The sequence below is a fragment of the Sphingomonas sp. C3-2 genome (assembly GCF_033025475.1).
In the GTDB taxonomy this organism is placed as follows: domain Bacteria; phylum Pseudomonadota; class Alphaproteobacteria; order Sphingomonadales; family Sphingomonadaceae; genus Sphingobium_A.
Genome location: NZ_CP130322.1, coordinates 924,844 through 947,275, shown reverse-complemented (window position 1 = coordinate 947,275; position 22,432 = coordinate 924,844). Strand labels below are relative to the sequence as shown.

Here is a 22,432-nt window from a genome sequence, read left to right as displayed (position 1 = left end):
TTTCCTTCGGCTTTGAGCCAAAATAAACGAAGCACATTCAATAAACAAAAAAATATACCGTGGAAATGCCGGCATTGTGCCGCCCCGGAGTTTTCTGAATATGCTCGACACCAAATCGTCCTGGGATGCGATTGACGACGCGAAATCCGGCGATGAAGCCGCCGTGATCCGCGGTCTGCTCGCCGCCAACAAGCTCGACCGTGACGACCGCGCCGCCATCGGCGATGAAGCGCTCGCGCTGGTCCACGCCGCGCGGGCCTCGGCACGCAAACAGGGTGTCGTTGAAAGCTTCCTCCAGCAATTCGCCCTTGGCACCAACGAAGGGCTTGCCCTGATGTGCCTGGCAGAGGCGCTGCTGCGCACCCCCGATGCCGAAACCCGTGATCGGTTGATCGCCGAAAAGATTTCCTCGGCCGATTGGGCCAGCCATATCGGCAAGTCCGACAGCCTGTTCGTCAACGCCTCCACCTGGGGGCTGATGCTCACCGGCCGTCTCGTCGATGTCGATGAAGACACCCGCCGCGATTTCACCGGTACGCTGAAACGGCTCACCGCGCGCGTCGGTGAACCCGTTATCCGGCAGGCGGTGGGCGCTGCGGTCAAGATGATGGGCGAACAGTTCGTCCTCGGCCGCACGATCGAGGCCGCGCTCAACCGCGCGCGCAAGGAAAAGACGCTCTGTTCGTTCGACATGCTCGGCGAAGGTGCGCGCACCGCCGCCGATGCCGATCGCTATGAACGCATCTATGCCGATGCGATCCAGGCGGTGGGCAAGGACGCCGCCGGTGCCGGCCCCGAACATGGCCACGGCGTCTCGGTCAAGCTTTCGGCCCTTTGCCCGCGTTACGATGCGGTGCAGGAAGCCAGCGTCTGGGACGATCTCTATCCCCGCATGGTTCGCCTCGCGCTGATTGCCGCGCGTCATGATCTCAACTTCGCGATCGATGCCGAGGAGGCCGATCGCCTCGTCCTTTCGCTCAAGCTCATCGAACGGCTCGCATACGAACCGCAGCTGGGCGACTGGCAGGGGCTCGGCGTCGTCGTTCAGGCTTATCAGAAGCGCGCGCCCTTCGTCATCGCCGCGCTCGCCAAGCTTGCGCGCGAATCCGGCCGCCGCATCATGGTGCGGCTGGTCAAGGGCGCCTATTGGGACAGCGAGATCAAGAAGGCGCAGGTTGCCGGGCGCCCCGGCTATCCGGTCTACACCACCAAGCCCGCCACCGATCTCAGCTATCTGGTTTGCGCGCAGGCGCTGATCTCGGCCGCACCCGATCTCTATCCGCAATTCGCCTCGCACAATGCGCACACACTCGCCGCCGTCCGCCGCCTCGCGGCGAAGGCGGGCATCACGATCGAGCATCAGCGTCTGCACGGCATGGGGGAGGCGCTCTACGCCGCCGCTGACACGCGTTACGGCGGCATCATCCTGCGCGCCTATGCGCCCGTGGGCGGGCATGAGGAACTGCTCCCCTATCTGGTCCGCCGCCTGCTTGAAAACGGCGCGAACAGCTCCTTCGTCCATGCGCTGCTCGACGAACGCGTCCCCGCCGAAGATGTCGTGCGCGATCCGATCGCGCTGGTCGAGGCGCAGCCCGGCCCGCACCCGCGCATCCATTTGCCCGCGCACATCTACGGCGCGGCGCGCCAGAACCCGCTGGGCCGCGATTATTCGATCTTCGACGAACGCCTTGCCGCCGACCGCGCGGCATCGCTGGCGCGGACCGAACGCTATGCCTCGGGTCCGATTGTCGGGGGCACGCTGCGCGCGGGGCCTGCGGTCGCGGTCACCAGCCCCTCGGACCGTTCGGTCGCCGTGGGCGATGTTGTTGAGTCCAGCCAGAAGGACGTCGATGCCGCTATTGCCGCCGCGCGCGCCGCGCAGCCCGGCTGGGATGCGCTCACTGGCCGTGGCCGCGCCGCGGTGCTGCGCGCCATGGGGGATGCGCTTGAAGCCGATATGGACCGGCTGATCGCGCTCCTCTCGGCCGAGGCGGGCAAGACGCTCAACGACGGTGTCGCCGAAGTGCGCGAGGCGGTTGATTTCTGCCGCTATTATGCGCGCCTTGCCGAAGAACAGTTCGGCGGTCTCCAGACGCTCGAGGGCCCGGTCGGCGAAACCAACCAGCTCGAACTGCGCGGGCGCGGTGTGTTCGTCTGCATCTCGCCCTGGAACTTCCCGCTCGCCATCTTCACCGGCCAGATCGCGGCCGCGCTCGCGGCGGGCAATGCGGTCATCGCCAAGCCCGCCGAACAGACCCCGCTCATCGCGGCAGAGGCCGTCCGCCTCTTCCACCGGGCGGGGCTCGATCCCGATGTGCTGGCGCTTCTTCCGGGCGACGGGGCGGTCGTCGGCGCCGCGCTCACCCGCCATCCGGGCATTGACGGCGTGGCCTTTACCGGCGGCACGGAAACCGCCTGGGCGATCAACCGTACGCTCGCCGAACGGCGCGGGCCGATCATCCCCTTCATCGCGGAAACCGGCGGGCTCAACGGCATGTTCGTCGATACCACCGCGCTCAAGGAACAGGTGGTCGACGATGTCATTCTGTCCGCCTTCGGCTCGGCCGGTCAGCGCTGTTCGGCGCTGCGCATGCTCTTCCTTCCCGCCGACAGCGCCGATCAGGTCATCGAAACGCTCGTCGGCGCGCTTGCGGCGCAGGTGATCGGCGATCCGGCCGATCCGGCCACCGATATCGGCCCGGTCATCGATGAAGAGGCGCACGCTGCGCTCACCGCGCATCTCGACCGGCTCGAACGCGAGGCGAAGGTTCTGGGCCGCCGCGATGTCGGCCCGCTGGCAGGTCGCGGCAGCTTTTTCGGCCCCGTCATTGCCGAGGTGCCTTCGCCCGATTTCCTCGAGCGTGAGGTGTTCGGCCCCGTCCTCCACATCTACCGCTACCAGAATGCCGAACTGCCCGAGGTTGCCCGTCGGCTTGCCGCGCGCGGCTATGGCCTCACGCTCGGCGTCCATAGCCGCATCGAACGCTTCGCGCGCGAGGTGCGGGCGCTCGTCCCGGCGGGCAATATGTACGTCAACCGCTCGATCATCGGCGCGGTCGTCGGCGTCCAGCCCTTTGGCGGCGAAGGGCTTTCGGGCACGGGCCCCAAGGCGGGCGGGCCCCACGCGCTGCTGCGTTACGCCACCGAACGCGCGCTGTCGGTCAACATCACCGCGCAGGGCGGCGATCCGGCGCTCATGAACCTCTGATCGGCGGGCCGGGCGGGGGGATGTCCCTTGTCCGGCCCATTCGTTTGGCGGGTATATCCGCACCGCCGGGCATGCTAGGGGGCTGCCAGTTCCACGGATACGCAGCCTGTGCCGATGACCGTTACTGCCCTGTTCTCACGATGCCGCCCGCTTCTTCCCGGCACCACCGCTCGCGATCGCCTCTGGGGCTGTATCGGCGCTGTCTGCGCGATCGCGGCCACCGGGCTCATCTGTCGCTGGTTCGCGGGGCCTGGCATCCATGTGCCCTTGCTCGTCGCCCCCATGGGCGCTTCCGCCGTCCTTCTCTTTGCGGTGCCCGCTAGCCCGCTCGCCCAGCCCTGGCCGGTCATCGGCGGGAACACCATTTCGGCGCTTGTCGGCATCGCGGTGGCACGGCTCATCCCCGATCCGATGATCGCGGCGGGCGTTGCGGCGGGGCTGGCGATCGGCGTCATGTCTGCGCTGCGCTGTCTCCATCCGCCCGGCGGCGCGGCCGCGATCACGGCGGTGCTTGGCGGCCCGGCGGTGGCGGGAGCGGGCTGGAGCTTCGCCGTCTTTCCGATCGGGGTAAATGCGCTGCTGATGGCGCTCGGTGCGGTCGTCTTCCACCGTTTCTCGGGCCACAGCTATCCGCACCGTCCGGTCGTCGTGCCGATTCCGACGGCCCCCGTGCCCGATCCGCTGCCGCATCCGCATTTCATGCCGCAGGATGTGGAAAAGGCCCTCGCCGGATTTGGCGAGAGCCTTGATATCAGCCGCGACGATATCGACGCGCTGTTGCTTCAGGTAGAGGCGAATGCCCGCGCCCGTTTCGATGCCGAACTGGCGGAAACGAGCGCGGAAATCCGGATCTAAGGCTCAGCGGCCCACCGCCGAATAGGCGAAGCCCGCGCCTTCGGCATCGGCGCGCGGATAGATGTTGCGCAGGTCGATCATCACCGGCGCCTTCATCAGGTCCTTCACCCGGCCCAGGTCGAGCGCGCGGTACGCGTCCCATTCGGTCACGATCACCAGCGCATCGGCGCCTTCCACCGCCTCATAGGCGCCGTCACACCAGTTGACGTCGCCGTCGATCACCAGCTTGGCCTGTTCCATCCCTTCGGGATCGGTCGCGCGGATGACGGCGCCGTGATCCTGCAGCACGCGGATCACGTCGATCGCGGGGCTGTCGCGCATATCGTCGGTATTGGGCTTGAAGGTCAGGCCCAGCACCGCGACGGTCTTCTTGCGCGCGTCGCCGCCCAGCGCCTCGATCACCTTGCGGCCCATTGCGCGCTTGCGGGCATCGTTCACCGCCACCACCGATTCGACGATGCGCTGCGGCACGTTGTTGTCCTGCGCGGTCTTCAGCAGCGCCAGCGTGTCCTTGGGGAAGCACGAGCCGCCATAGCCGGGGCCGGCATGGAGGAACTTGTTACCGATGCGGTTGTCGAGCCCGATCCCGCGCGACACTTCCTGCACGTCCGCGCCCACCTTTTCGCACAGGTCGGCGATTTCGTTGATGAAGGTGATCTTGGTCGCAAGGAATGCGTTCGCCGCATATTTGGTCAGCTCGGCCGTCCGGCGCGACATGAAGAGCAGGGGCGACTGGTTCAGGAACAGCGGGCGGTACACTTCCTGCATCACCTTGATCGCGCGCTCGTCCTCGGTGCCCACCACGATCCGGTCGGGGCGCTTGAAGTCGCCGATGGCGGCGCCTTCGCGCAGGAATTCGGGGTTGGAAACCACCGCGAAATCGGCGCTCGGATTGGCTTCGCGGATGATCCGTTCCACTTCGTCGCCGGTGCCCACCGGCACGGTCGATTTGGTGACGACGACGGTATAGCCGTTCATTGCCTTGGCCACTTCGGCGGCGGCGGCATGGACATAGGACAGGTCGGCATGGCCGTCGCCACGGCGCGAGGGGGTGCCCACCGCGATGAAGACGACATCGGCATCGGCAACCGCATCGGTCAGTTCGGTCGTGAACGACAGGCGGCCCGCCTTGACGTTGGACGCGACGAGCTGGTCGAGCCCGGGCTCATAGATCGGCATGCGGCCGGCTTTCAGCGCGTCGATCTTGCTGGCGTCCTTGTCCACGCAGATCACGTCGTGGCCGAAATCGGCGAAGCATGCTCCCGATACCAGACCCACATAGCCCGAACCGATCATCGTTATCTGCATAATTACTCCAATATGCGCCGCAGCTTGGCTGCGCCGAGCGTATTTCGAGGCGTTTAGCGTCTCCTGCGTGAGCCGCCAAGCGTGCCTTCCGGATAGGAATCCCCATGGGCGAAGCGCCAGCCCCGCTCAGCCGACCGGCCTTTTTTTCGCGACGGGATGGCCAGCCAGCCGGGCTTCCTCGTCGCCGTCGCGGCCATAGGCGTCTTCGCGAAACGCGATGCCCTTGTCCGTCGGCGAAGCGGTCAGATAGGTGATGTATACCGGCACCGGCTCAGGCAGATAGATCTGCTCCTCAGGATCGCCGGTTTTCGGCTCCAGCGGCTTGCGAAACAACCACTCCGCCAGCCGCCCCGCATCCTCGACGCGCACGCAGCCCGAACTGAAACGGCGGTCGTCCTCCTTGAACAGCGCCTTGTCGGGCGTGTCGTGGAGATAAATGCCCAGATCATTGGGGAACATGAATTTCACGCGCCCCATCGCATTGTTGCCGCCGGGCAACTGGCGCAGCCGCAGCGTCTGCCCGCCCGCCGCCACCGATTGCCAGTCGATTTCCGACTGGTTCAGCACATGTGCATCGTGCGTCCAGTCGGACAGCGCCTCATAACGCAGCCCGCTCAGGCTGGCCTCGCCCTTCAGCACGCGCGGCGCGATCCGCCGCTGGACAAGATCGGGCGGCACATTCCAATAAGGATTGACGACGACATAGCGCATCATTCCCGCCAGCATTGGCGTCGGCTGCGTCGGCTGGCCAACCACCACGCGCATCGTATCCTTCGCCTCACCATCCTCATACAGCCACAGCCGCGCCGCGGCGGCATCCACCAATATGTGACGGCGGCGGGGAGAGGGGATGACGCGCGCGCGTTCGAGGTTGAGGCGGATCAGCCGCTCATAATGCGCCGGGGTGCGGTTGAGCGCGGCGATCGTGCCCTTGCCCGCAATCCCGTCCGCCTTCATCCCATGCATCGTCTGAAAGGCGCGCAGCCGCGCGGCGGCCTCCTTGTCGAACCTGTCTCCCGGGGCAAGGCCAAGCCGCATCCGCATCAGGCGCACGCGATCCCCCTTCGATCCGCTGCGCAGCGTGGGGCCAGCCGCAATATGCACCGATGGCAGGCCGCCCCAATCGGCCTGATATGCCACCAGCGCGTCGCGCAGCTTGGCATAGACCGGGCTCGCCCAGCCCATCTCGGTCATGTAACGCAAAAAGGAAGGCGCGACCCCGGCGGCGCGCAGCACCGCGATCTGGCTCGGCGGCTCGGGCACCAGTTCCTGGTCGAGATAGACCATCTTGACGCCCGGCGGTCCGCGCGTGTCCGAAACATAGGACGCAAAGGCGCGCGACAGCCGTAACTCCGCCTTGGCGATATTGGCGGGCGTCGGTTCCTCGCGCGCTTTCTCGATCAGCTTGCGCAGCACCTTGGGGTCGTAATCCGAAGGGTTCAGTCCCTCGGTGTCGGCGGTTTCGATCAGGTCGATCAGCCGGTCGGCTTCTTCTCCGATCGCGCCGTCCTGAGCCCAGAGCGGCCAATAACCGCGCGGGCGGTAGAAATCCTTCAGCTTGCCGCTGACGCTCGATCGGATCGCAACGGCAATGGGGGTGGCGGGGGATGCGCTGATGGCATCCCCCGCAACCGGCTCAGTAGCGGCGAACGCCGGCGACGCGCACAGCGCCGCCAGCGTCATCACTACGCCGGAAAACCCCGGTAATGCGTGTTTCACCGATCGTATCAGCCTCGTTCACCGGCCTTGCTGGGCGGCGGCGGGGGCGGGGGAGGCGGCGGACATGGCGGCGCCTGGAAGGCGTGGTACATGCCGTCCGAGGTGTAATAGCCATCGACCACGCCATCACCGTCGCGGTCGGCGGCCACCGTACCGGCAATCGCCCCGGCGCCCAGCGGCGGCGGCGGTGCGGGCGGTTCTTTCTCTGTCGACGAACAAGCGGCCAGCCCAACGGGTCCGGCCAATAGGAGAGCCAGATATCTGATCTTCATCATTACCTCCCAGAGAGAGCGCGGGTAACTCCGCAATCCACGCGCACATCTTTGGGAAACGACGATTTCCTGCATTCGTTCCGCCTGTGGATACCATTTGAAAAATGGTTTCGGATCGGTTGCGACAAAATGCCAATGCGGTGCGACAGTCTGCACCTGCGGCGTATCGCTCAACTCGCTGAATACGGACGCATTCTATGCGACACCGGATAAGGTCTCATGTCGCCTTTGACGAAAAAGGATAGGGTAGGGCGCGTCAGCCGTCGCAGCGCATCACGCGAAAAGGAAGCCGTGTCCGGTCGGTTTCGGTGATGGTCAGATATTCGCCCAGTGCGATCGGATGGCTTTCGAGGTGGAAAATGTCCTCATCGTCCTCGTCGCCAATCGCATAGGAAAAGGCCCAGCCCTTTTTTCGGCGGATCAGATACCCCGCACGATCGGCCTCGTTCGGCCAATAGCGGCGCACGGTCGCGAATTGCGGATTGGCGGTGAACTCGGTTTCGTCGATCACCCCATGTCCGTCGAGCGGCAAACGCATGAGATAGGCCCGGCCGGCGGAGCCGTTGGGGAAATCCTTTGTGCGGGCCAGTTCGAGGCGGACGGTTTTCCAAGTCATGCGCTCCAGATGCGCAGATGTCCTCCATAGCCAAAATACGCATTGATACGGAGTATACCCAATGCGCTGGTAATAAACGGATTTGCATTTGTGCGCCGTGGAATGCAAAATCTTGGTCAGGGAGCCATTTTGGCTGGGGGATGGGCGCATCCCAAAAGGGAACGCCTCCGTAACACTGCGTAATCCGGCCGACCATTCAGGGCGGTAAGCTGGTCGGCGTTACAGGCTAGGAGTCCCAGATGAAGACGATCCTGCTTCACGTGCATGATGATATCGGTCAGGCCGCGCGTCTCGAATTCGCGCTCGATCTGGCACGCGCCACCAGCGGTCATATTTCCTGCGTCCAGATCACCCCGCTTGAATATTTCGTGGGTACCGATCCCTTTGGCGGCATGTATGCGGTGAAGGAGGTTCTGGCCAATTTGCGCGAACAGGAAACGGCCGAGCGCGCCCGGATCGAGGCGCGCCTCGCATCGGAAGGCGTGTCGTGGGACTGGCTTCAGTTCGACGGCAATGTCGCGCAGACATTGATCAGCCAGGCGCGGCTTGCCGATGTCGTCATCCTCAGCCAGCCCGCGCGCGGTGATGATCCGGTGGCAGAGCCCATTCCGGTGGTGCCCGATGTCGCGCTCCATTCGCGCGCACCGGTGTTTTCGATCCCCGCACAGGTTAAGCCGCTCGATGTGGCTGGTCCCGCGATGGTTGCGTGGAACGGATCCTATGAGGCCGCGCACGCCCTGCGCTTCGCGGTGCCGCTCCTCAAGCTTGCGTCCGATGTCCATCTTGTCGAGATCACGCAGGAAACGCGCGATTTTCCATCGACGGCGGCGGCGAGCTATCTGGCGCGTCATGGGCTTGAGCCCGAAATCCGTACCGTGGCGCCCGGCGACAAGGGCGTTGGCGCAACGCTTGCGCGCACCGCGGATGAAATTGGCGCCTCCTATCTTGTCATGGGGGCCTATGGCCATTCGCGGCTGCGTGAGATGATCCTGGGCGGCGTCACGCGCGATCTGCTTGGAGATGCGCGGATTCCGTTGTTCATGTCGCATTGAGTTGATTGCGTTTCCCGCTAGAAGATGCGGGTGCCCAATCTTGGATCTTTCAGCGAAGCGCATCTGCGCTCGATCTTGTCGACAGTGCCCGATGCCATGGTCGTCATCGACGGCCGTGGCACCATCCTCTCCTTCAGCAGCGCGGCTGAGGACATGTTCGGTTTCGCCGAGGAAGAGGTTGCGGGCGAAAATGTCAGCATGCTCATGCCGTCGCCCGATCGCGAGCGGCATGATTCCTATCTCGAACGCTATCTCGATACCGGCCAGCGCCGCATCATCGGCATCGGCCGTGTTACCACCGCGCGGCGGCGCGACGGATCGACCTTCCCGATCGAACTTTCTGTGGGGGAGGCCGTCACCCCCGATGGCCGCGTCTTCACCGGTTTCATCCGCGATCTGACCGAACGCCAGAAGGCCGAACGGCGGCTTCAGGATCTTCAGGGCGAACTGGCGCATGTCTCACGCGTCAGTGCGATGGGGTCGCTCGCCTCCGCGCTCGCGCATGAACTCAACCAGCCGCTCACCGCCATCGCCAACTATATGGAGGCGGCACGCGATCTGCTCGACAATCCCGACGCTTCCACGATCGAGATCATCCGCGAGGCGCTCGATGAAGCGGCGGGCCAGTCGGTCCGCGCCGGGCAGATCGTGCGCCGCCTGCGCGATTTTATCGCGCGCGGCGATACCGAAAAACAGATCGAAAGTCTGCGCAAGCTGGTGACCGAGGCGAATGTTCTGGCGCTTGTCGGTGCGGGCGAACGCGGCATCGAGGTGCGCGTCGTCCTTGATCCGGAGGCAGACAGCGTGCTTGTCGATCGCATTCAGGTGCAGCAGGTCTTCCTCAACCTTATCCGCAACGCGGTCGAGGCGATGGAAAACTGCCCCGTGCAACAGCTGGAAATCATCTCACGCGCGGTGCCGGGCAATCTCGTCCATGTCACGGTGGGCGATAGCGGCGTGGGCCTCGATCCCGAGGTCGCCTCGCGGCTTTTCGAGCCCTTTCTCAGCACCAAGGACGACGGTATGGGGCTCGGCCTGTCCATCTGTCGCACGATCATCGAGGCACAGGGCGGGCGCATCTGGGCAGAGCCATCCACATTGGGCGGCACGGCCTTTCATTTCACGCTGATAACGACGACATCCAGCGAGGCGGTCGAATGACGGAAAAACTGGTTTATCTGGTCGATGATGAGGAAGCGATCCGCCGCTCGGCGGGCTTCATGCTGCGCACATCGGGTTTCAAGGTTGAAAGCTTCGCGTCGGGCGTCGAGTTTCTGAAGGATGTCCGCGATCTTCCGCTGGGCTGCGTGTTGCTTGATATCCGCATGCCGGGGATGGACGGGCTCGAGGTTCAGCAGGCGCTGATCGAACGCGGTGTCGCGATGCCGGTCGTGATCATGACGGGGCATGGCGACGTCAACATCGCGGTCCGCGCGATGAAGGCGGGGGCCATCGATTTTATTGAAAAGCCGTTTGAAAAGGCGGTGCTGATGGCCGCGCTCGATCAGGCGCAGGCCCGGCTCGATCGCAGCGGTCAGCGCCGCACCAATGCCGAGGAAGCCGCCACCCGGCTCAAGATACTCACCCCGCGCGAGCGCGAGGTGCTCGACGGGCTGGTCGAAGGGTTGCCCAACAAGACGATCGCCTTTGATCTTGGGATTTCGCCGCGCACCGTCGAAATCCACCGTGCCAACCTCATGGCCAAGCTTGAAGTGCGCAGCTTGTCCGAAGCGCTGCGCCTCGCCTTCGCCGCAGCGGATGTGGATACGCCGGCGGACTGATCATTATGCCTCCTCACGCGTGCCTTTGCGTCGGTCGGTTACCGCGTGGCAGGCGAGTGTGCAGTCCTTGCCCCGGCGCGGCGCGTCCTTGCCATCGCCCTGATCGGGCACGGCTACGTCGCGCACGCCCTCTGCGGTGCACAGCGACACTACCATTAGCTGCGGTGGCAGCGCCTCCGCTGGAATGGCGGCGAAGCATATGGCCGCCAGCGCCGCATATGCTGCGTGGCTACACGGCATTGCTGAACTGGCGCACGCCCGGCGCCTGGCGGTGCGCGTCGAAGCAGGCGGCAATGGCGCGCGCATAGGGCAGGGCATCCTCGGCCAGCTCGATCGCCGTGCCCGTGCGGCGCACCAGCCCGCGTTCGATGAAGCGGTCGAGCTTTGCGGGCATAGCGCCAATCGCCGCCGTATCGGCGCGGCCATAGCATAGAAGCGCCTCGATCACGGCGCCGCGCCGCCGGTCGTCGGCGGTGCGCATGATCCCGCGGTTCTGCGGCAGGCGCCCACTGCTCACGAGCATCCGGTAGCGCCCCGAATTCTTCTCGGATTGCAGGATGCGGTCGGCAAAGCTGCTGATCGAGGTTGCGCCGAACCCGATCAGGTTCGCCGCATCGTCATCGGTAAAGCCCTGGAAATTGCGCCGCAATCGTCCCGTGTCGAGCGCGGTCGCAAGCGGATCGTCGGCCACGGCGAAGTGGTCGAAGCCGATGGCGCGGTATCCGGCGTCGAGAAGATATTCATGCCCCAGCGCCATCTGGTCAAAGCGCAGCGTTGCATCGGGCAGGGCGCTTGCATCGATCCGCTGCTGACGCGCGATCAACTGCGGCACATGGGCATAGCCGAACAGCGCGATGCGTTCGGGGGCCATGGTGCGCGCGATCGCCAGCGTCTCGAACAGATCGTCGATCGACTGGCCGGGAAGCCCGTACATCAGGTCGAAATTGATCGACGACACGCCTGCCAGACGCAGCCAGTCCACTGTCTGGCGGATCATCGCGGTCGGCTGCACGCGGCCGATGGCGCGCTGCACCGGTTCGCTGAAGGTCTGCACGCCCAGGCTCACCCGCCCGGTGCCCAGTGCCCCCAGCACGCCCGCCCATTCGCGGGTAAAGCTGCGCGGATCGATCTCGACCGAAATCTCGGCATTCGCCGCGTCGAACCGGTGGCGCAGCGTTTCAACCAGCATCAGGAAGTCCGCCGGCGCAAGCGCGTTCGGGCTGCCGCCGCCAAAGGCGATCCGCCCGATCTGCGCGCGGCCGTTCAGCCGTCCGGCAACCAGTGCGATCTCGTCGTGCAGCGCATCAAGATAGGCCGTCACCCGGCTTTCACGATTAGCCGCGCTGGTATTGCATCCGCAGTACCAGCAGATCTTCTCGCAAAAGGGGATATGGACATAAAGCGAGGTCGGCGTGCCCGGCGTGATAAGATCCAGCGCCTCGGCCATTTCGGTGTTGCCCGGGCCGTCGGTGAATTCGGCGGCGGTGGGATAGCTGGTATAGCGCGGAACGGGCGTCGCGAGCAGATCGGGATGATAGGTCCACATGCCCGTGAACTTATCCACAGGCGCCGTCCATTTCCTTGATCTCGGTCAATAACAAAATTGTTTCGCATCAAGGCGGCTCTGCGCGCGTTCCGGCACAACCCGATTCATGAAGTGGCGAATGAAAAGGGAGTTTCCGGCCATGAAAAAGCTCGTTGCCCTGTTGCTTACCGGCGCGGGATTTGTTGCGGCCCCGGCGCATGCCGAAGCAGGCGATGTGTTGCTGCGCGTTCGCGGCATCATGGTCGCGCCGACCGAAAGCTCCGGCTCCATCCTGCCCGCGTTTCCGGGTGAAAAGGTCAAGGTCGACAACAGCGTGATGCCCGAAGTCGACATCACCTACATGGCGACTGACCATATCGGTTTCGAACTGATCGCGGCGACCACCAAACATAATGTCTCGGGCCGCAGCGGCACGACCGGAGGGATCGGCAAGCTCGCATCCACCTGGGTGCTGCCGCCTACGCTCACCGTCCAGTATCACCCGCTGCCGAACGGCAAGGTGCGTCCTTATGTCGGCGTCGGCGTCAATTACACCGCCTTTTATTCGGACAAGGCATCTTCAGGGCTGGAAGCAGCCGTTGGCGATAGCTCGGTCGCGCTCAAGGACAGCTTCGGCTGGGCAGCGCAGGCCGGCGTCGATGTCGATCTGAACAAGAAGCTCTTCCTCAATTTCGACGTCAAATACATCGACATCGATACTACCGCGCGGATCAACACCACGGCCATCGGCCAGCAAAAGGTGAAGGTCAGCCTTGATCCGATCGTCGTCGGCGTCGGTGTTGGGGTCCGCCTCTAAAGGTTTACGCTCCCTCAAGAGCATCTCCCGCCTACGGGGTGGACCTCGGTCCACCCCGTTTTTTTATGCGCGGGATCAGATCTCGAGTGAGAAATCCAGATAGGCGTATTTGGTGTCACCCGTATCGGGCGCATTGGGTGCATCGTGCAGGAAACGCCGCTTGGCCAGATAGGCGGCCCCCGTATCCACGCGCAGCAGGTCGGGGATGATCCAATGACGCACGCGCGCTTCCAGCTGGTGACCGGCGAAGCGCCCCGAATTACCCGTGCGGTCGCGCACGCCGGTGGAGGAGAAGCTGTCGCTCGCATCCGCCAACCATAATGCCCGGTACATCACCGAAGCATCGGTGCGCTTGTCCGGCTTCACATCCAGCCGCACGCCCGGCGACATCAGGTTGGCGCGCCCCACCGGGCCGTTAAGACCCGTCGGCCCAAATTCGAACCGACGCGCGCCGTACAGCGTATCAAAACGGTTATAGCGGCCGGCCTTGGGGCCATCGCCGCTCGCCTCGTCGAAATGTACCGAGAGGCGCGGTTTCCATGCGCCGCCAAAGGTCTTGCCGATTTCGGCATGAACGAAATAGGCGGAGACATCGAGGTCGGTCAGGTCGCTTGCGGCCGCGCTGCCCCGGGTCTTGCCGAACTGATAGGCTGCCTCCAGATCATAATCGAAGGCGCCGTTCGCGGGCTTGCGCGAAAGGCGGACGCCGGGCGTGAACAGGCGGCGATTGCGCGTGTGCTGCGCATCTGAATCGCGCTCGAACAGCCGATATCCGTACAGCTCCAGCGTGCCCTTGCCGAACACACCGGCCTTGGTGAAATGACCGCCGAACAATTGCAGGTCGGTCGATTCCCGGTCCCATTCCACGCCGTCTTCGCGAATGCCATCGGCATCGTCGGGCAGGCGCTGATGCGGCATCGACCAGAGCAGGATCAGCCGATCGCCGGCCTTGCCCGTCCAGTCGACATAAGCACCGGTATAGGCATTGGTGGTGTTGCGGAACGCTTGGCGTGCGATCAGGCGGCGCGAGCCGATATCGAGCGTGAAGCGCCCCGCCTTGGCGGTCGCCTTCGATCCGCCGGGCAAATCGTCCAGATCAAGCCCGACATAGGCCTGCACCAGTTCCATGGCGTTGACCTCGGTCGTTCCCGCCGAGGAATTCTTTTTCTGGCCATAGGCGCGGCCATCCCAAAGCTCGCCGCCGATCCGCACCGGACCGGCATCATATTCGGCGAACAGGTTGGTTTTGATCGACCACATGAAATCGTCGGTCGCGCTATTGGGGCGGAACTGGCCGTCAATGCCCTCGATCCGCGAACGGATGCCAGCCTTCAATGTCAGCCCCTCGGGCGCCCCTACCGCCTCAAGCAACGGATTGCTGTCCGCATGGGCCGTGCCGCCCCATGTTGCCGCGCACACTGCTACGCCCCATATCAGCCTGCGCGAAATCTTGCGCAGCCGCCCCTTGTCTACGCGGACATCACATCGCCCGCTCCGGCTTGTCATCTGGTCTGATCTCCATAGGTCCAATGCCTGATTATATGATGGAAACCGGCTGCGCGGCTGGATTTGCTCTAGTTAGATGCATCTTTCGTCGCACTTTCGGGCCGATCCTCCTCGATCAGGATGCGCAAAGCCGCGCCGTCAAGATCTTCGAACTGGCGGGTGCGGATCGCCCACAGGAACGCGCCCAGTCCGCATCCGCCGAGAAGAAGGGCAATCGGGATCAGAATGACAAGTCCGCTCATGGCCGTGCAGCCTTCCTCAAACGCAACGCATTGCCGACAACGATGATCGACGATCCCGACATCGCAAGTGCCGCCACCAATGGGGTGACATAGCCGAAAATCGCCAGCGGGACGGCAACGATGTTGTACCCGATCGCCAGAACGAAATTCTGGCGGACGATGCGCATCGTCGCGCGCGCGGCGCGGATCGCGGTGGGGACGGGGGCAATGCTGTCCCCCATCCACACCAGGTCGGCTGCGTTCTGGCCGGCATCGCTTGCTGATGCGGGCGCCATGGATACATGGCCGGCGGCCAGCGCGGGGCCGTCGTTCAATCCGTCGCCCACCATCAGCACATGCGCGCCAGCGTTCGACAGGCGGTGAATCGCCGCCAGCTTGTCCTCGGGCAGCATCCCCGTCTGCGCGGTGAACCCGATCGCGCGCGCAACGGGCGCCACCGCGCTCGCACGGTCGCCCGACAGGATCGATGCCGCAATGCCCAGTGCGCCCAGTTCCTTGCCCAGCGCCTCGGCGCCGGGACGAAGGTGATCCTTGAAACGGATGAGCACGAACTGGTCTTCCCCTACCGACAGGCGGCAGGACAGCGCCGTGTCGTCGCTCGGCACTGCCTCGCCGCGTCCCAGCGCAACGGGCATGCCGCCCACCATTCCGCTCATCCCCATGCCGGCGGTCTCGGCGATGGCACTTACCTCTGCGGCCGTCACATTCTCTGCCTCCAGCGCGCGGCGCAGCGCCTGGCTCAATGGGTGGCGGCTGGCGCGGGCCAGCGCCAGCGCGATCGATTTCTGCTCGGTCGAAAGCTCGTCCAGATTCTGCGGCTCGGGGCGGCCCAGCGTCAGCGTGCCCGTCTTGTCGAACAGCGCCCGGTCTGCCTCGGCCAGCCGTTCCAGCGCCGATCCGTCCTTCACCAGAACCCCGGCACGCATCAGCGCGCCCGATGCAACGATCTGCGATGCTGGCACCGCAAGCCCAAGCGCGCACGGGCAGGTGATGATCAGCACCGCCACTGCGATCAGCAGCGCGTGGTGCCAGCCGGCACCCGCGATCATCCAGCCCGCAAAGCTCAATATGGCAAGCAGATGGACAAAGGGCGCATAATAGCGCGCGGCACGGTCGGCCACGCGCACATAGCGCGATCGCGATTGGCCTGCGGCTTCCATCATCCGCGCAATGTCGGCGATCGCGGTATTCTCGCCCGCCGCCGTAACCTTCACGGTCACCGGCGCGTCGATGTTCAGCGTCCCGGCATGCACCTTGTCGCCGGGCGCGGCGCGCTGCGGCGCACTCTCACCAGTCAGCAGCGCACGGTCGAAACTGCTCGTGCCCTCGACGATTTCGCCGTCCGCCGCCAGCCTTTCGCCCGCCGCCACGATCATCTTCATGTTGGGCGCCAGGGTCTGCGTCTCGCGCCATTCGGTCGAACCATCCTTTTTCAGTACCAGCGCGCCGGGGGCGGTGTGCTTCAGAAGCGCGGTCACGCCGTCGCGGGCCCGGTCGCGCATCACGCTGTCGAGCCAGCGGCCGACCAGCAGGAAGAAGATCAGCATCACCACGCCGTCGAAATAGGCATGGGGGCCGCTGTTGATCGTTTCGAACAGGCTTAGCGCGCTGGCGATGATCACGCCGATCGAAACCGGCACGTCCATGTTGGTGCGGCCATGACGCAGCGCCGACCACGCCGATTTGAAGAAGGGGCGGCCCGAATAGGCAAGGGTCGGCAGCGCGATCATCGCGGACAGCCAATGGAACATGTCGCGCGTCGCGCCGTCCGCGCCCGACCATACCGATACCGAAAGCAGCATCACGTTCATCGAGGCGAAGCCCGCAACGCCCAGTGCCCTCAACAGCGACCGGCTTTCCTCATCTTCGGGACGCGCGCTCTCGCCGTTCAGCGGCTGCGCCTCGAACCCCAGCTTGCCCATCGCGGCGACCAGCCCGGGAATGTCGAGCGCGCTGTCATGCGTGATCGCGACGCGCTTGGCGGTGAAATTGACGCGCGCCTTGTCGATCCCGGTTTCGCGCGGCAGGCCATCCTCCAGCTTCGCGATGCATCCGGCGCAGCGCAACGAGGGCACCGAAAAGCTGGTCTCGACATGGCCGGGGGCCAGTGCCGCGGCGGTCACTGCACATCCTCCACCAACCGCGCGCTGTCCGCGCCGTTCGCAATGCTCAGGTGGATCTTCCAGCGGCCCTCGGGCAGCGTCTCGTTCGAACGATAGCGCCCATTGCCGAGATTGCGGAAGGACAGGGCAATGCTGTCGGCCCGGCCCAGCGGATGGAGCGCGGTGCCTTTCAGCCTTGCGCCGGGCATCGGCGCATCGGCGGCGCTGAGCGTCACCACCGCATAGCGCGCGGGGTCGAGCGCGAAATCGGCCTTCCAGCCCAGCGCATCCTGCGCACGCGCCTGTTCCAGCCAGCCGTTGAACTTCTGGCTGGCGACATAGCTGTTATCCACAACCGTTCCGCCAAAGGTGCTGACGGCATGGCGTGCCATCACGAGGTTGACGGCGATCACGACGCCGAAAAAGGCAACCATGATGATCGCCATATGGCGTCCGGTGAAACGCGCTTCGGAACGCTGTTCGCTCATCGATTTGCCTCCGGTCGTTCGAACTGGCTGTCGTCGCTGTCGTGCCCGCCTTCCTTGTCGAGCGGACGGACGGTGAAGTTGAAGGGGGTACGCTGATCGCCGTCGCGCGGGGCGACCACGAATAGACGGACCTTGGTCACGCTGTCGGCGGGCGCCTCCACCTGCACGGTCCGGGTGGCGGCTTCGCGGCTGCCGGTTTCAGACCAGATGCGCGCATCCTCCAGCCCGTCGATCCCGATCTCCATCGGGCGCGGGCGCGCTTCCATGTTGCGGATCTTGATCGTGTAGCTGTTGCGGATCGCACCGTCAGACAGTTGCACATAGGTGGGGTTTCGATCCTGCAGCGCGCTGATGTCGACGCGCGTGCGCGCGCCCAGCGCAAACAGCATGGCAAGGCCGATTGCCGCCCAGACTGAGAAATAGATGATTGTGCGGGGGCGGAGCAGCGCCTTCACCATCGGGCGGGGTTCCGCGCCCTTTTTCTCGCGCTCGGCATCGATCGAGGTGCAGTAATCAATCAGCCCGCGCGGTCGGCCGATCTGCGCCATCACCTTGTCGCAGGCGTCGATACACAGGGCGCAGGTGATGCAGCCGATCTGCGCGCCTTCGCGAATGTCGATGCCGGTCGGGCACACCGCCACGCACTGGACGCAGTCGATGCAGTCGCCGGTTTTCAGGTCGGGCGTATCCTGCTTCTTCAACCCGCGGCCACGCGGTTCGCCGCGCCAGTCCTTATAGGTCACGACCAGCGAGTTTTCGTCGAGCATCGCGCCCTGAATGCGGGGCCAGGGGCACATGTAAACGCACACCTGCTCGCGCATGAAGCCACCGAAGATAAAGGTGGTCAGCGTCAGCACACCCACCGTCATATAGGCGACGGGGGCGGCGTTGCCGGTCACGAAATCGCGCACCAGTGTCGGTGCGTCGGCAAAATAGAATATCCAGGCCCCGCCGGTCGCAAAGGCAATCAGCAGCCAGATCGCCCATTTGGAAAGGCGCCGGGCGATCTTCGCCGGCCCCCATGGCGCATTGGCCAGCCTGACCTGCGCGTTGCGGTCGCCGTCGACAAAGCGTTCGACATGTTGGAACAGGTCGGTCCACACCGTCTGCGGGCACGCATAGCCGCACCAGGCGCGTCCCACTGCGGAGGTGACGAGGAACAGCCCGATCCCGGCCATGACAAGCAGGCCCGCGACGAAATAGAATTCATGCGGCCAGATCTCGATCGCGAACATGTAGAAACGGCGGTTCGCAAGGTCGATCAGCACCGCCTGATCGGGGGCATAGGAGCCACGGTCCCAGCGCAGCCAGGGCGTGATGTAATAGATGGCGAGGGTGATCGCCATGATCGCCCATTTGAGGCGACGGAAGGGGCCGTCCACCGCCTTGGGGTAGACGGCCTTCCGCTTCTCATAAAGCGAGGTCACGGCTTCGGGCTCAGGGGCGCTCATCGCTGCCTGCCATTGCGACCGGGCCGGTCGCATTATCGGTTGCTACCGCATTCGCAGCCGGCAGGGCCTCGCCACCGCCGAGCGAGTGGACATAGGCCGCCAGCATCTTCACCGTCACCGGATCGAGTTTTTCGCCCCAACGCGGCATCACGCCGTTGCGGCTGTTGGCAATGGTTGCCGCGATGCTCGCCGAATCCCCGCCATACAGCCAGATGGCATCGGTCAGGTTGGGTGCGCCCAGCTTGCGGTCGCCCTTGCCGTCGGTGCCGTGGCAGACGGCGCAGTTGTCGGCGAACAGCCTGGCGCCGCGTGCGGCGGCGGCGTTCGCCTTTTGCTGGCCCGAAATGGCGCGGACATGCGCGGTCACATCGGCGATCTCGTTGCCCTTCAAAATGCCGTCGCGGCCAAAGGCGGGCATTTGCGAGAAACGGGTCGCGTCATGATCGGGGTTCCGGATGCCATGTTCGATCGAATAGTGGATCGTCTTGATATCGCCGCCCCACAACCAATCGTCGTCGTTCAGATTGGGATAGCCCTTCGATCCCGCCGCGCCCGAGCCGTGGCACTGGACGCAGTGGACCTTGAACGCGGCGCGCCCGCCTTCCACCGCTGCGTGCAGCAGCTGCGGGTTCTGGTCGAGCTGCTCGATCGGCGTGTCGTCGATCGCCTTGGTGATCGGCGCGCGGGCCAGCGCCTGTTCGTCCATCACCTTTTCCAGCTGGCCGCGGCTCGACCAGCCAAGCATCCCCGACGTCGCGTTCGACAGCATCGGCCAGGCCGGATAGGCCACCGTATAGGCAACGCCCCAGACGATGGTGGCGTAAAGCGTCCACAGCCACCAGCGCGGCATGGGGGTGTTCAGTTCCTCGATCCCGTCCCATTCATGGCCGACCGTTTCGGTGCCGGTCGCCGGATCGATACGTTTCTCAGCCATTGTCTTGGTCCTCGTCGAAGATCATGTTCGCCGCGCGGTCGTGATGGACATGCGCGCCCTTGCGAAAGGTCCAGCCGATAAAGGTGAGGAAGGCGGCGGCCAGGAAAACGAGCCCCCAGCTGTCCGCCAGATGGCGCAGCTCATTATAGCTCATCGGGGTTCCTCCTGCGCCGAGGCCGCCTCGAAGTCGACGAGCGTGCCGAGCATCTGCAGATAGGCGACCAGCGCGTCCATCTCGGTCAGCTTGCCGGGATTGCCGTCGAAATCGCGTCTCTGCGCCTTGGGATAACGTTGGTCGAAGCCGTCGGAATCAAAATCCGGGTCGCCCTGTGCGCGCATATCGGCGTCCGCCGCGTCGATCGCTTCCTTGGTATAGGGAACACCCACCCGGCTGAGCGCCGTCAGATGCCCGGCCATGCCCTCGGGCTTCAGCTCCTTGTCGGCAAGGAACGCATAGCCGGGCATGATCGATTCCGGCACCACGGCGCGTGGATCCTTCAGATGCTGGACATGCCATTCATCCGAGTAGCGCCCACCCACGCGGGCCAGATCGGGGCCCGTGCGCTTCGATCCCCATTGGAAGGGGTGGTCGTAGACGCTTTCGGCGGCAAGGCTATAATGGCCGTAACGCTCCACCTCGTCGCGGAACGGACGGATCATCTGGCTGTGGCAGCTATAGCAGCCTTCGCGCATATAGATGTTGCGCCCGGCCAGCTCGAGCGGGGTGTAGGGGCGGACCCCTTCCACCTTCTCGATCGTGCTGTCGATCCAGAACAAGGGCGCGATCTCGACGATCCCGCCGATCGCCACCGCCACCAGCGACAACGCGCCGAGCAGGGTGACATTGCGTTCGATCCGCTTGTGGTCGAAAAATTTGGTCGCCATGTCGATCTTCCTTATTCGGCGGGCTGCGCTGCGGGCGCGAGCGGACGGTCCTTCGCGGCATCATAGGCCGGCTGGCTCATCGGGCGCTCGGCGCGCTGCTGACCACGGATCGTCTGCCAGACGTTCCACACCATCACGATCGCACCAGCCAGGTAGAGCGCACCGCCCACCGAACGGATGACGTAATAGGGGAACATGGCGGCCACGACTTCGGAGAAGGCGTAGACGAGGTAACCGTCCTGCCCATATTCGCGCCACATCAGGCCCTGGGTGATCCCGGCCACCCACATCGAGGCGGCGTAGAGGACGATGCCCAGCGTCGCGAGCCAGAAGTGCCAGTTCACCATGCGCAGCGAATAGAGGCGCTCACGGCCCCACAGGCGCGGCACGAGGAAATAGACGGCGGCAAAGCTGATCATGCCATTCCAGCCCAGTGCGCCGGCATGGACGTGGCCGACGGTCCATTCGGTATAGTGGCTCAGCGAGTTGACCGCCTTGATCGACAGCATCGGGCCCTCGAAGGTCGCCATGCCGTAGAACGCCATCGCCATCACCATCAGGCGGATGATCGGGTCGGTGCGGATCTTGTCCCATGCGCCGTTCAGCGTCATCAGGCCGTTGATCATGCCGCCCCAGCTGGGCATCCACAGGATGACCGAGAACACCATGCCCAGCGTCTGCGCCCAATCGGGCAGCGCGGTATAATGCAGGTGGTGCGGACCCGCCCAGATATAGAGGAAGATCAGCGACCAGAAGTGGATGATCGACAGCCGGTAGCTGTAGACCGGGCGTTCGGCCTGTTTCGGCACGAAATAATACATCATGGCCAGGAACGGCGTGGTCAGGAAGAACGCCACTGCATTATGGCCGTACCACCACTGGGTCAGCGCGTCCTGAACGCCGGCAAAGGCCGAATAGCTCTTCGATCCGAACAGGCTGACCGGCATCGTCAGGTTGTTCACGATGTGGAGCATCGCGATCGTGATGATGAAGCTCAGATAGAACCAGTTGGCCACATAGATATGCGGTTCCTTGCGCTTCAGCAGCGTGCCGACGAACACCACCAGATACGCCACCCAGACGATCGTCAGCCACAGGTCGACATACCATTCGGGCTCGGCATATTCGCGCGCCTCGGTGATGCCGAGGACATAGCCGGTGGCCGCCAGCACGATGAACATCTGGTAGCCCCAGAAGACGAAGCGGGCGAGCATGGGAAAGGCCAGGCGTGCCCGGCTCGTACGCTGCACGACGTAATAGCTCGACGCGATCAGGATGTTGCCACCAAAGGCGAAGATCACGGCCGAGGTGTGCAAGGGACGCAAGCGCCCGAAGGTGGTGAACTCAGATGAGAAGTTCAGCGCGGGGAAGGCCAGCTGCAGGGCGATGAACACGCCCGCCAGCAGGCCCACCACGCACCAGAAAACCGTGGCCAGAACGCCCCAGCGCGTGGGGTCGTCGTCATATTCGCCTTCATTGGCGGGCATCTTCAATATGCCGCGCGCCATGGCCGAATAATCGGCGCGGCTCATGCCGATCCACATGGCAACGATCGCGGCCAGCGCCACGATCGTCATGTGCACGGCAAAGCCGGTATCGGCCGATAATGCTATACCGACGATCGCGAACAGCACGACGGCCATCCACCCCCCGGTCCTCATCAGCAAGCTG

At 64.5% G+C, this 22,432-nt stretch carries 21 protein-coding genes; 6 read left to right on the top strand and 15 right to left on the bottom strand.

Going from position 1 to position 22,432, the window contains the following annotated elements:
- Positions 1-100: 100 nt before the first annotated feature.
- Both putA and QYC26_RS04585 read left to right on the top strand, forming a co-directional pair.
- Complete coding sequence (gene putA / locus QYC26_RS04590; protein WP_317514216.1) at positions 101-3,208, top strand: bifunctional proline dehydrogenase/L-glutamate gamma-semialdehyde dehydrogenase PutA; 3,108 nt, start codon at positions 101-103, stop codon at positions 3,206-3,208.
- Positions 3,209-3,322: 114 nt separating this feature from the next.
- Complete coding sequence (locus tag QYC26_RS04585) at positions 3,323-4,063, top strand: HPP family protein (protein ID WP_317514215.1); 741 nt, start codon at positions 3,323-3,325, stop codon at positions 4,061-4,063.
- Positions 4,064-4,066: 3 nt separating this feature from the next.
- Here the strand turns inward: QYC26_RS04585 and QYC26_RS04580 are convergent, their stop codons facing one another.
- The 4 genes from QYC26_RS04580 to QYC26_RS04565 form a co-directional block, all read right to left on the bottom strand.
- Positions 4,067-5,371 carry a UDP-glucose/GDP-mannose dehydrogenase family protein gene (locus QYC26_RS04580; protein WP_317514214.1) on the bottom strand — a complete coding sequence of 435 codons (1,305 nt, stop codon included), beginning with the start codon at positions 5,369-5,371 and terminating at the stop codon, positions 4,067-4,069.
- A gap of 126 nt (positions 5,372-5,497) precedes the next feature.
- Positions 5,498-7,090, bottom strand: coding sequence for a murein L,D-transpeptidase (locus QYC26_RS04575; RefSeq protein ID WP_317514213.1), 1,593 nt, complete (start codon positions 7,088-7,090; stop codon positions 5,498-5,500).
- 8 nt (positions 7,091-7,098) lie between these two features.
- On the bottom strand, positions 7,099-7,362 hold the full coding sequence (locus QYC26_RS04570) for a hypothetical protein (protein WP_317514997.1): 264 nt from the start codon (positions 7,360-7,362) through the stop codon (positions 7,099-7,101).
- Positions 7,363-7,618: 256 nt separating this feature from the next.
- Positions 7,619-7,978: a hypothetical protein gene (locus tag QYC26_RS04565; RefSeq protein WP_317514212.1), complete on the bottom strand. Its 360-nt coding sequence runs from the start codon at positions 7,976-7,978 to the stop codon at positions 7,619-7,621.
- A gap of 239 nt (positions 7,979-8,217) precedes the next feature.
- On the opposite strand from QYC26_RS04565, the gene QYC26_RS04560 reads away from it, so the two are divergent.
- Genes QYC26_RS04560 through QYC26_RS04550 form a run of 3 tightly spaced genes read left to right on the top strand, consistent with a single transcriptional unit; the run spans position 8,218 to position 10,811 of the window.
- The gene (locus tag QYC26_RS04560; RefSeq protein ID WP_317514211.1) at positions 8,218-9,030 is read left to right on the top strand and encodes a universal stress protein; all 813 of its coding nucleotides are present in this window, start codon (positions 8,218-8,220) and stop codon (positions 9,028-9,030) included.
- Between the two features lie 30 nt (positions 9,031-9,060).
- On the top strand, positions 9,061-10,191 hold the full coding sequence (locus QYC26_RS04555; RefSeq protein ID WP_317514210.1) for a PAS domain S-box protein: 1,131 nt from the start codon (positions 9,061-9,063) through the stop codon (positions 10,189-10,191).
- Entirely contained in the window at positions 10,188-10,811 is a 624-nt protein-coding gene (locus QYC26_RS04550) for a response regulator transcription factor (protein WP_317514209.1), read from the top strand. Before QYC26_RS04555 ends, QYC26_RS04550 begins: the two co-directional genes overlap by 4 nt.
- Positions 10,812-10,814: 3 nt before the next feature.
- Here the strand turns inward: QYC26_RS04550 and QYC26_RS04545 are convergent, their stop codons facing one another.
- Together QYC26_RS04545 and hemN are read right to left on the bottom strand one after the other, a co-directional pair.
- A complete protein-coding gene (locus tag QYC26_RS04545) occupies positions 10,815-10,937 on the bottom strand; it encodes a hypothetical protein (RefSeq protein ID WP_317514208.1) in 123 nt (40 codons plus the stop codon).
- A 103-nt stretch (positions 10,938-11,040) separates the two neighbouring features.
- On the bottom strand, positions 11,041-12,375 hold the full coding sequence (gene hemN, locus QYC26_RS04540; protein ID WP_317514207.1) for an oxygen-independent coproporphyrinogen III oxidase: 1,335 nt from the start codon (positions 12,373-12,375) through the stop codon (positions 11,041-11,043).
- A gap of 121 nt (positions 12,376-12,496) precedes the next feature.
- On the opposite strand from hemN, the gene QYC26_RS04535 reads away from it, so the two are divergent.
- Entirely contained in the window at positions 12,497-13,153 is a 657-nt protein-coding gene (locus QYC26_RS04535; protein ID WP_317514206.1) for an OmpW/AlkL family protein, read from the top strand.
- A gap of 75 nt (positions 13,154-13,228) precedes the next feature.
- On the opposite strand, the gene QYC26_RS04530 is transcribed toward QYC26_RS04535, so the two are convergent.
- The 9 genes from QYC26_RS04530 to ccoN form a co-directional block, all read right to left on the bottom strand.
- Complete coding sequence (locus QYC26_RS04530; RefSeq protein ID WP_317514205.1) at positions 13,229-14,659, bottom strand: alginate export family protein; 1,431 nt, start codon at positions 14,657-14,659, stop codon at positions 13,229-13,231.
- 68 nt (positions 14,660-14,727) lie between these two features.
- Positions 14,728-14,901 (bottom strand): cbb3-type cytochrome oxidase assembly protein CcoS, encoded by a 174-nt coding sequence (ccoS, locus tag QYC26_RS04525; RefSeq protein ID WP_317514204.1) that lies wholly within the window; start codon positions 14,899-14,901, stop codon positions 14,728-14,730.
- Positions 14,898-17,024, bottom strand: coding sequence for a heavy metal translocating P-type ATPase (locus tag QYC26_RS04520; protein ID WP_317514203.1), 2,127 nt, complete (start codon positions 17,022-17,024; stop codon positions 14,898-14,900). The genes ccoS and QYC26_RS04520 overlap by 4 nt, the downstream gene beginning before the upstream one ends.
- On the bottom strand, positions 17,021-17,491 hold the full coding sequence (locus QYC26_RS04515) for a FixH family protein (protein ID WP_317514202.1): 471 nt from the start codon (positions 17,489-17,491) through the stop codon (positions 17,021-17,023). The genes QYC26_RS04520 and QYC26_RS04515 overlap by 4 nt, the downstream gene beginning before the upstream one ends.
- Positions 17,488-18,942 (bottom strand): cytochrome c oxidase accessory protein CcoG, encoded by a 1,455-nt coding sequence (gene ccoG / locus QYC26_RS04510; RefSeq protein WP_317514201.1) that lies wholly within the window; start codon positions 18,940-18,942, stop codon positions 17,488-17,490. The genes QYC26_RS04515 and ccoG overlap by 4 nt, the downstream gene beginning before the upstream one ends.
- Positions 18,929-19,876 carry a cytochrome-c oxidase, cbb3-type subunit III gene (gene ccoP / locus QYC26_RS04505; RefSeq protein WP_317514200.1) on the bottom strand — a complete coding sequence of 316 codons (948 nt, stop codon included), beginning with the start codon at positions 19,874-19,876 and terminating at the stop codon, positions 18,929-18,931. The genes ccoG and ccoP overlap by 14 nt, the downstream gene beginning before the upstream one ends.
- The gene (locus QYC26_RS04500; protein ID WP_317514199.1) at positions 19,869-20,030 is read right to left on the bottom strand and encodes a cbb3-type cytochrome c oxidase subunit 3; all 162 of its coding nucleotides are present in this window, start codon (positions 20,028-20,030) and stop codon (positions 19,869-19,871) included. Before QYC26_RS04500 ends, ccoP begins: the two co-directional genes overlap by 8 nt.
- Complete coding sequence (gene ccoO / locus QYC26_RS04495; protein ID WP_317514198.1) at positions 20,027-20,761, bottom strand: cytochrome-c oxidase, cbb3-type subunit II; 735 nt, start codon at positions 20,759-20,761, stop codon at positions 20,027-20,029. The genes QYC26_RS04500 and ccoO overlap by 4 nt, the downstream gene beginning before the upstream one ends.
- A gap of 11 nt (positions 20,762-20,772) precedes the next feature.
- Positions 20,773-22,404, bottom strand: coding sequence for a cytochrome-c oxidase, cbb3-type subunit I (ccoN, locus tag QYC26_RS04490; RefSeq protein ID WP_411197628.1), 1,632 nt, complete (start codon positions 22,402-22,404; stop codon positions 20,773-20,775).
- Between the last annotated feature and the right edge of the window lie 28 nt (positions 22,405-22,432).

What these genes read in the sequence shown, in the direction of transcription:
- QYC26_RS04535 (WP_317514206.1), top strand. Translation starts at nt 12,497, where the DNA reads ATGAAAAAGCTCGTTGCCCTGTTGCTTACCGGCGCGGGATTTGTTGCG.
- QYC26_RS04550 (WP_317514209.1), top strand. Translation starts at nt 10,188, where the DNA reads ATGACGGAAAAACTGGTTTATCTGGTCGATGATGAGGAAGCGATCCGC.
- ccoS (WP_317514204.1), bottom strand. Translation starts at nt 14,901, where the DNA reads ATGAGCGGACTTGTCATTCTGATCCCGATTGCCCTTCTTCTCGGCGGA.
- QYC26_RS04500 (WP_317514199.1), bottom strand. Translation starts at nt 20,030, where the DNA reads ATGAGCTATAATGAGCTGCGCCATCTGGCGGACAGCTGGGGGCTCGTT.
- QYC26_RS04530 (WP_317514205.1), bottom strand. Translation starts at nt 14,659, where the DNA reads ATGACAAGCCGGAGCGGGCGATGTGATGTCCGCGTAGACAAGGGGCGG.
- QYC26_RS04515 (WP_317514202.1), bottom strand. Translation starts at nt 17,491, where the DNA reads ATGAGCGAACAGCGTTCCGAAGCGCGTTTCACCGGACGCCATATGGCG.
- ccoP (WP_317514200.1), bottom strand. Translation starts at nt 19,876, where the DNA reads ATGGCTGAGAAACGTATCGATCCGGCGACCGGCACCGAAACGGTCGGC.
- putA (WP_317514216.1), top strand. Translation starts at nt 101, where the DNA reads ATGCTCGACACCAAATCGTCCTGGGATGCGATTGACGACGCGAAATCC.
- ccoO (WP_317514198.1), bottom strand. Translation starts at nt 20,761, where the DNA reads ATGGCGACCAAATTTTTCGACCACAAGCGGATCGAACGCAATGTCACC.
- QYC26_RS04585 (WP_317514215.1), top strand. Translation starts at nt 3,323, where the DNA reads ATGACCGTTACTGCCCTGTTCTCACGATGCCGCCCGCTTCTTCCCGGC.
- QYC26_RS04580 (WP_317514214.1), bottom strand. Translation starts at nt 5,371, where the DNA reads ATGCAGATAACGATGATCGGTTCGGGCTATGTGGGTCTGGTATCGGGA.
- QYC26_RS04560 (WP_317514211.1), top strand. Translation starts at nt 8,218, where the DNA reads ATGAAGACGATCCTGCTTCACGTGCATGATGATATCGGTCAGGCCGCG.
- ccoG (WP_317514201.1), bottom strand. Translation starts at nt 18,942, where the DNA reads ATGAGCGCCCCTGAGCCCGAAGCCGTGACCTCGCTTTATGAGAAGCGG.
- QYC26_RS04570 (WP_317514997.1), bottom strand. Translation starts at nt 7,362, where the DNA reads ATGAAGATCAGATATCTGGCTCTCCTATTGGCCGGACCCGTTGGGCTG.
- ccoN (WP_411197628.1), bottom strand. Translation starts at nt 22,404, where the DNA reads ATGGCCGTCGTGCTGTTCGCGATCGTCGGTATAGCATTATCGGCCGAT.
- QYC26_RS04565 (WP_317514212.1), bottom strand. Translation starts at nt 7,978, where the DNA reads ATGACTTGGAAAACCGTCCGCCTCGAACTGGCCCGCACAAAGGATTTC.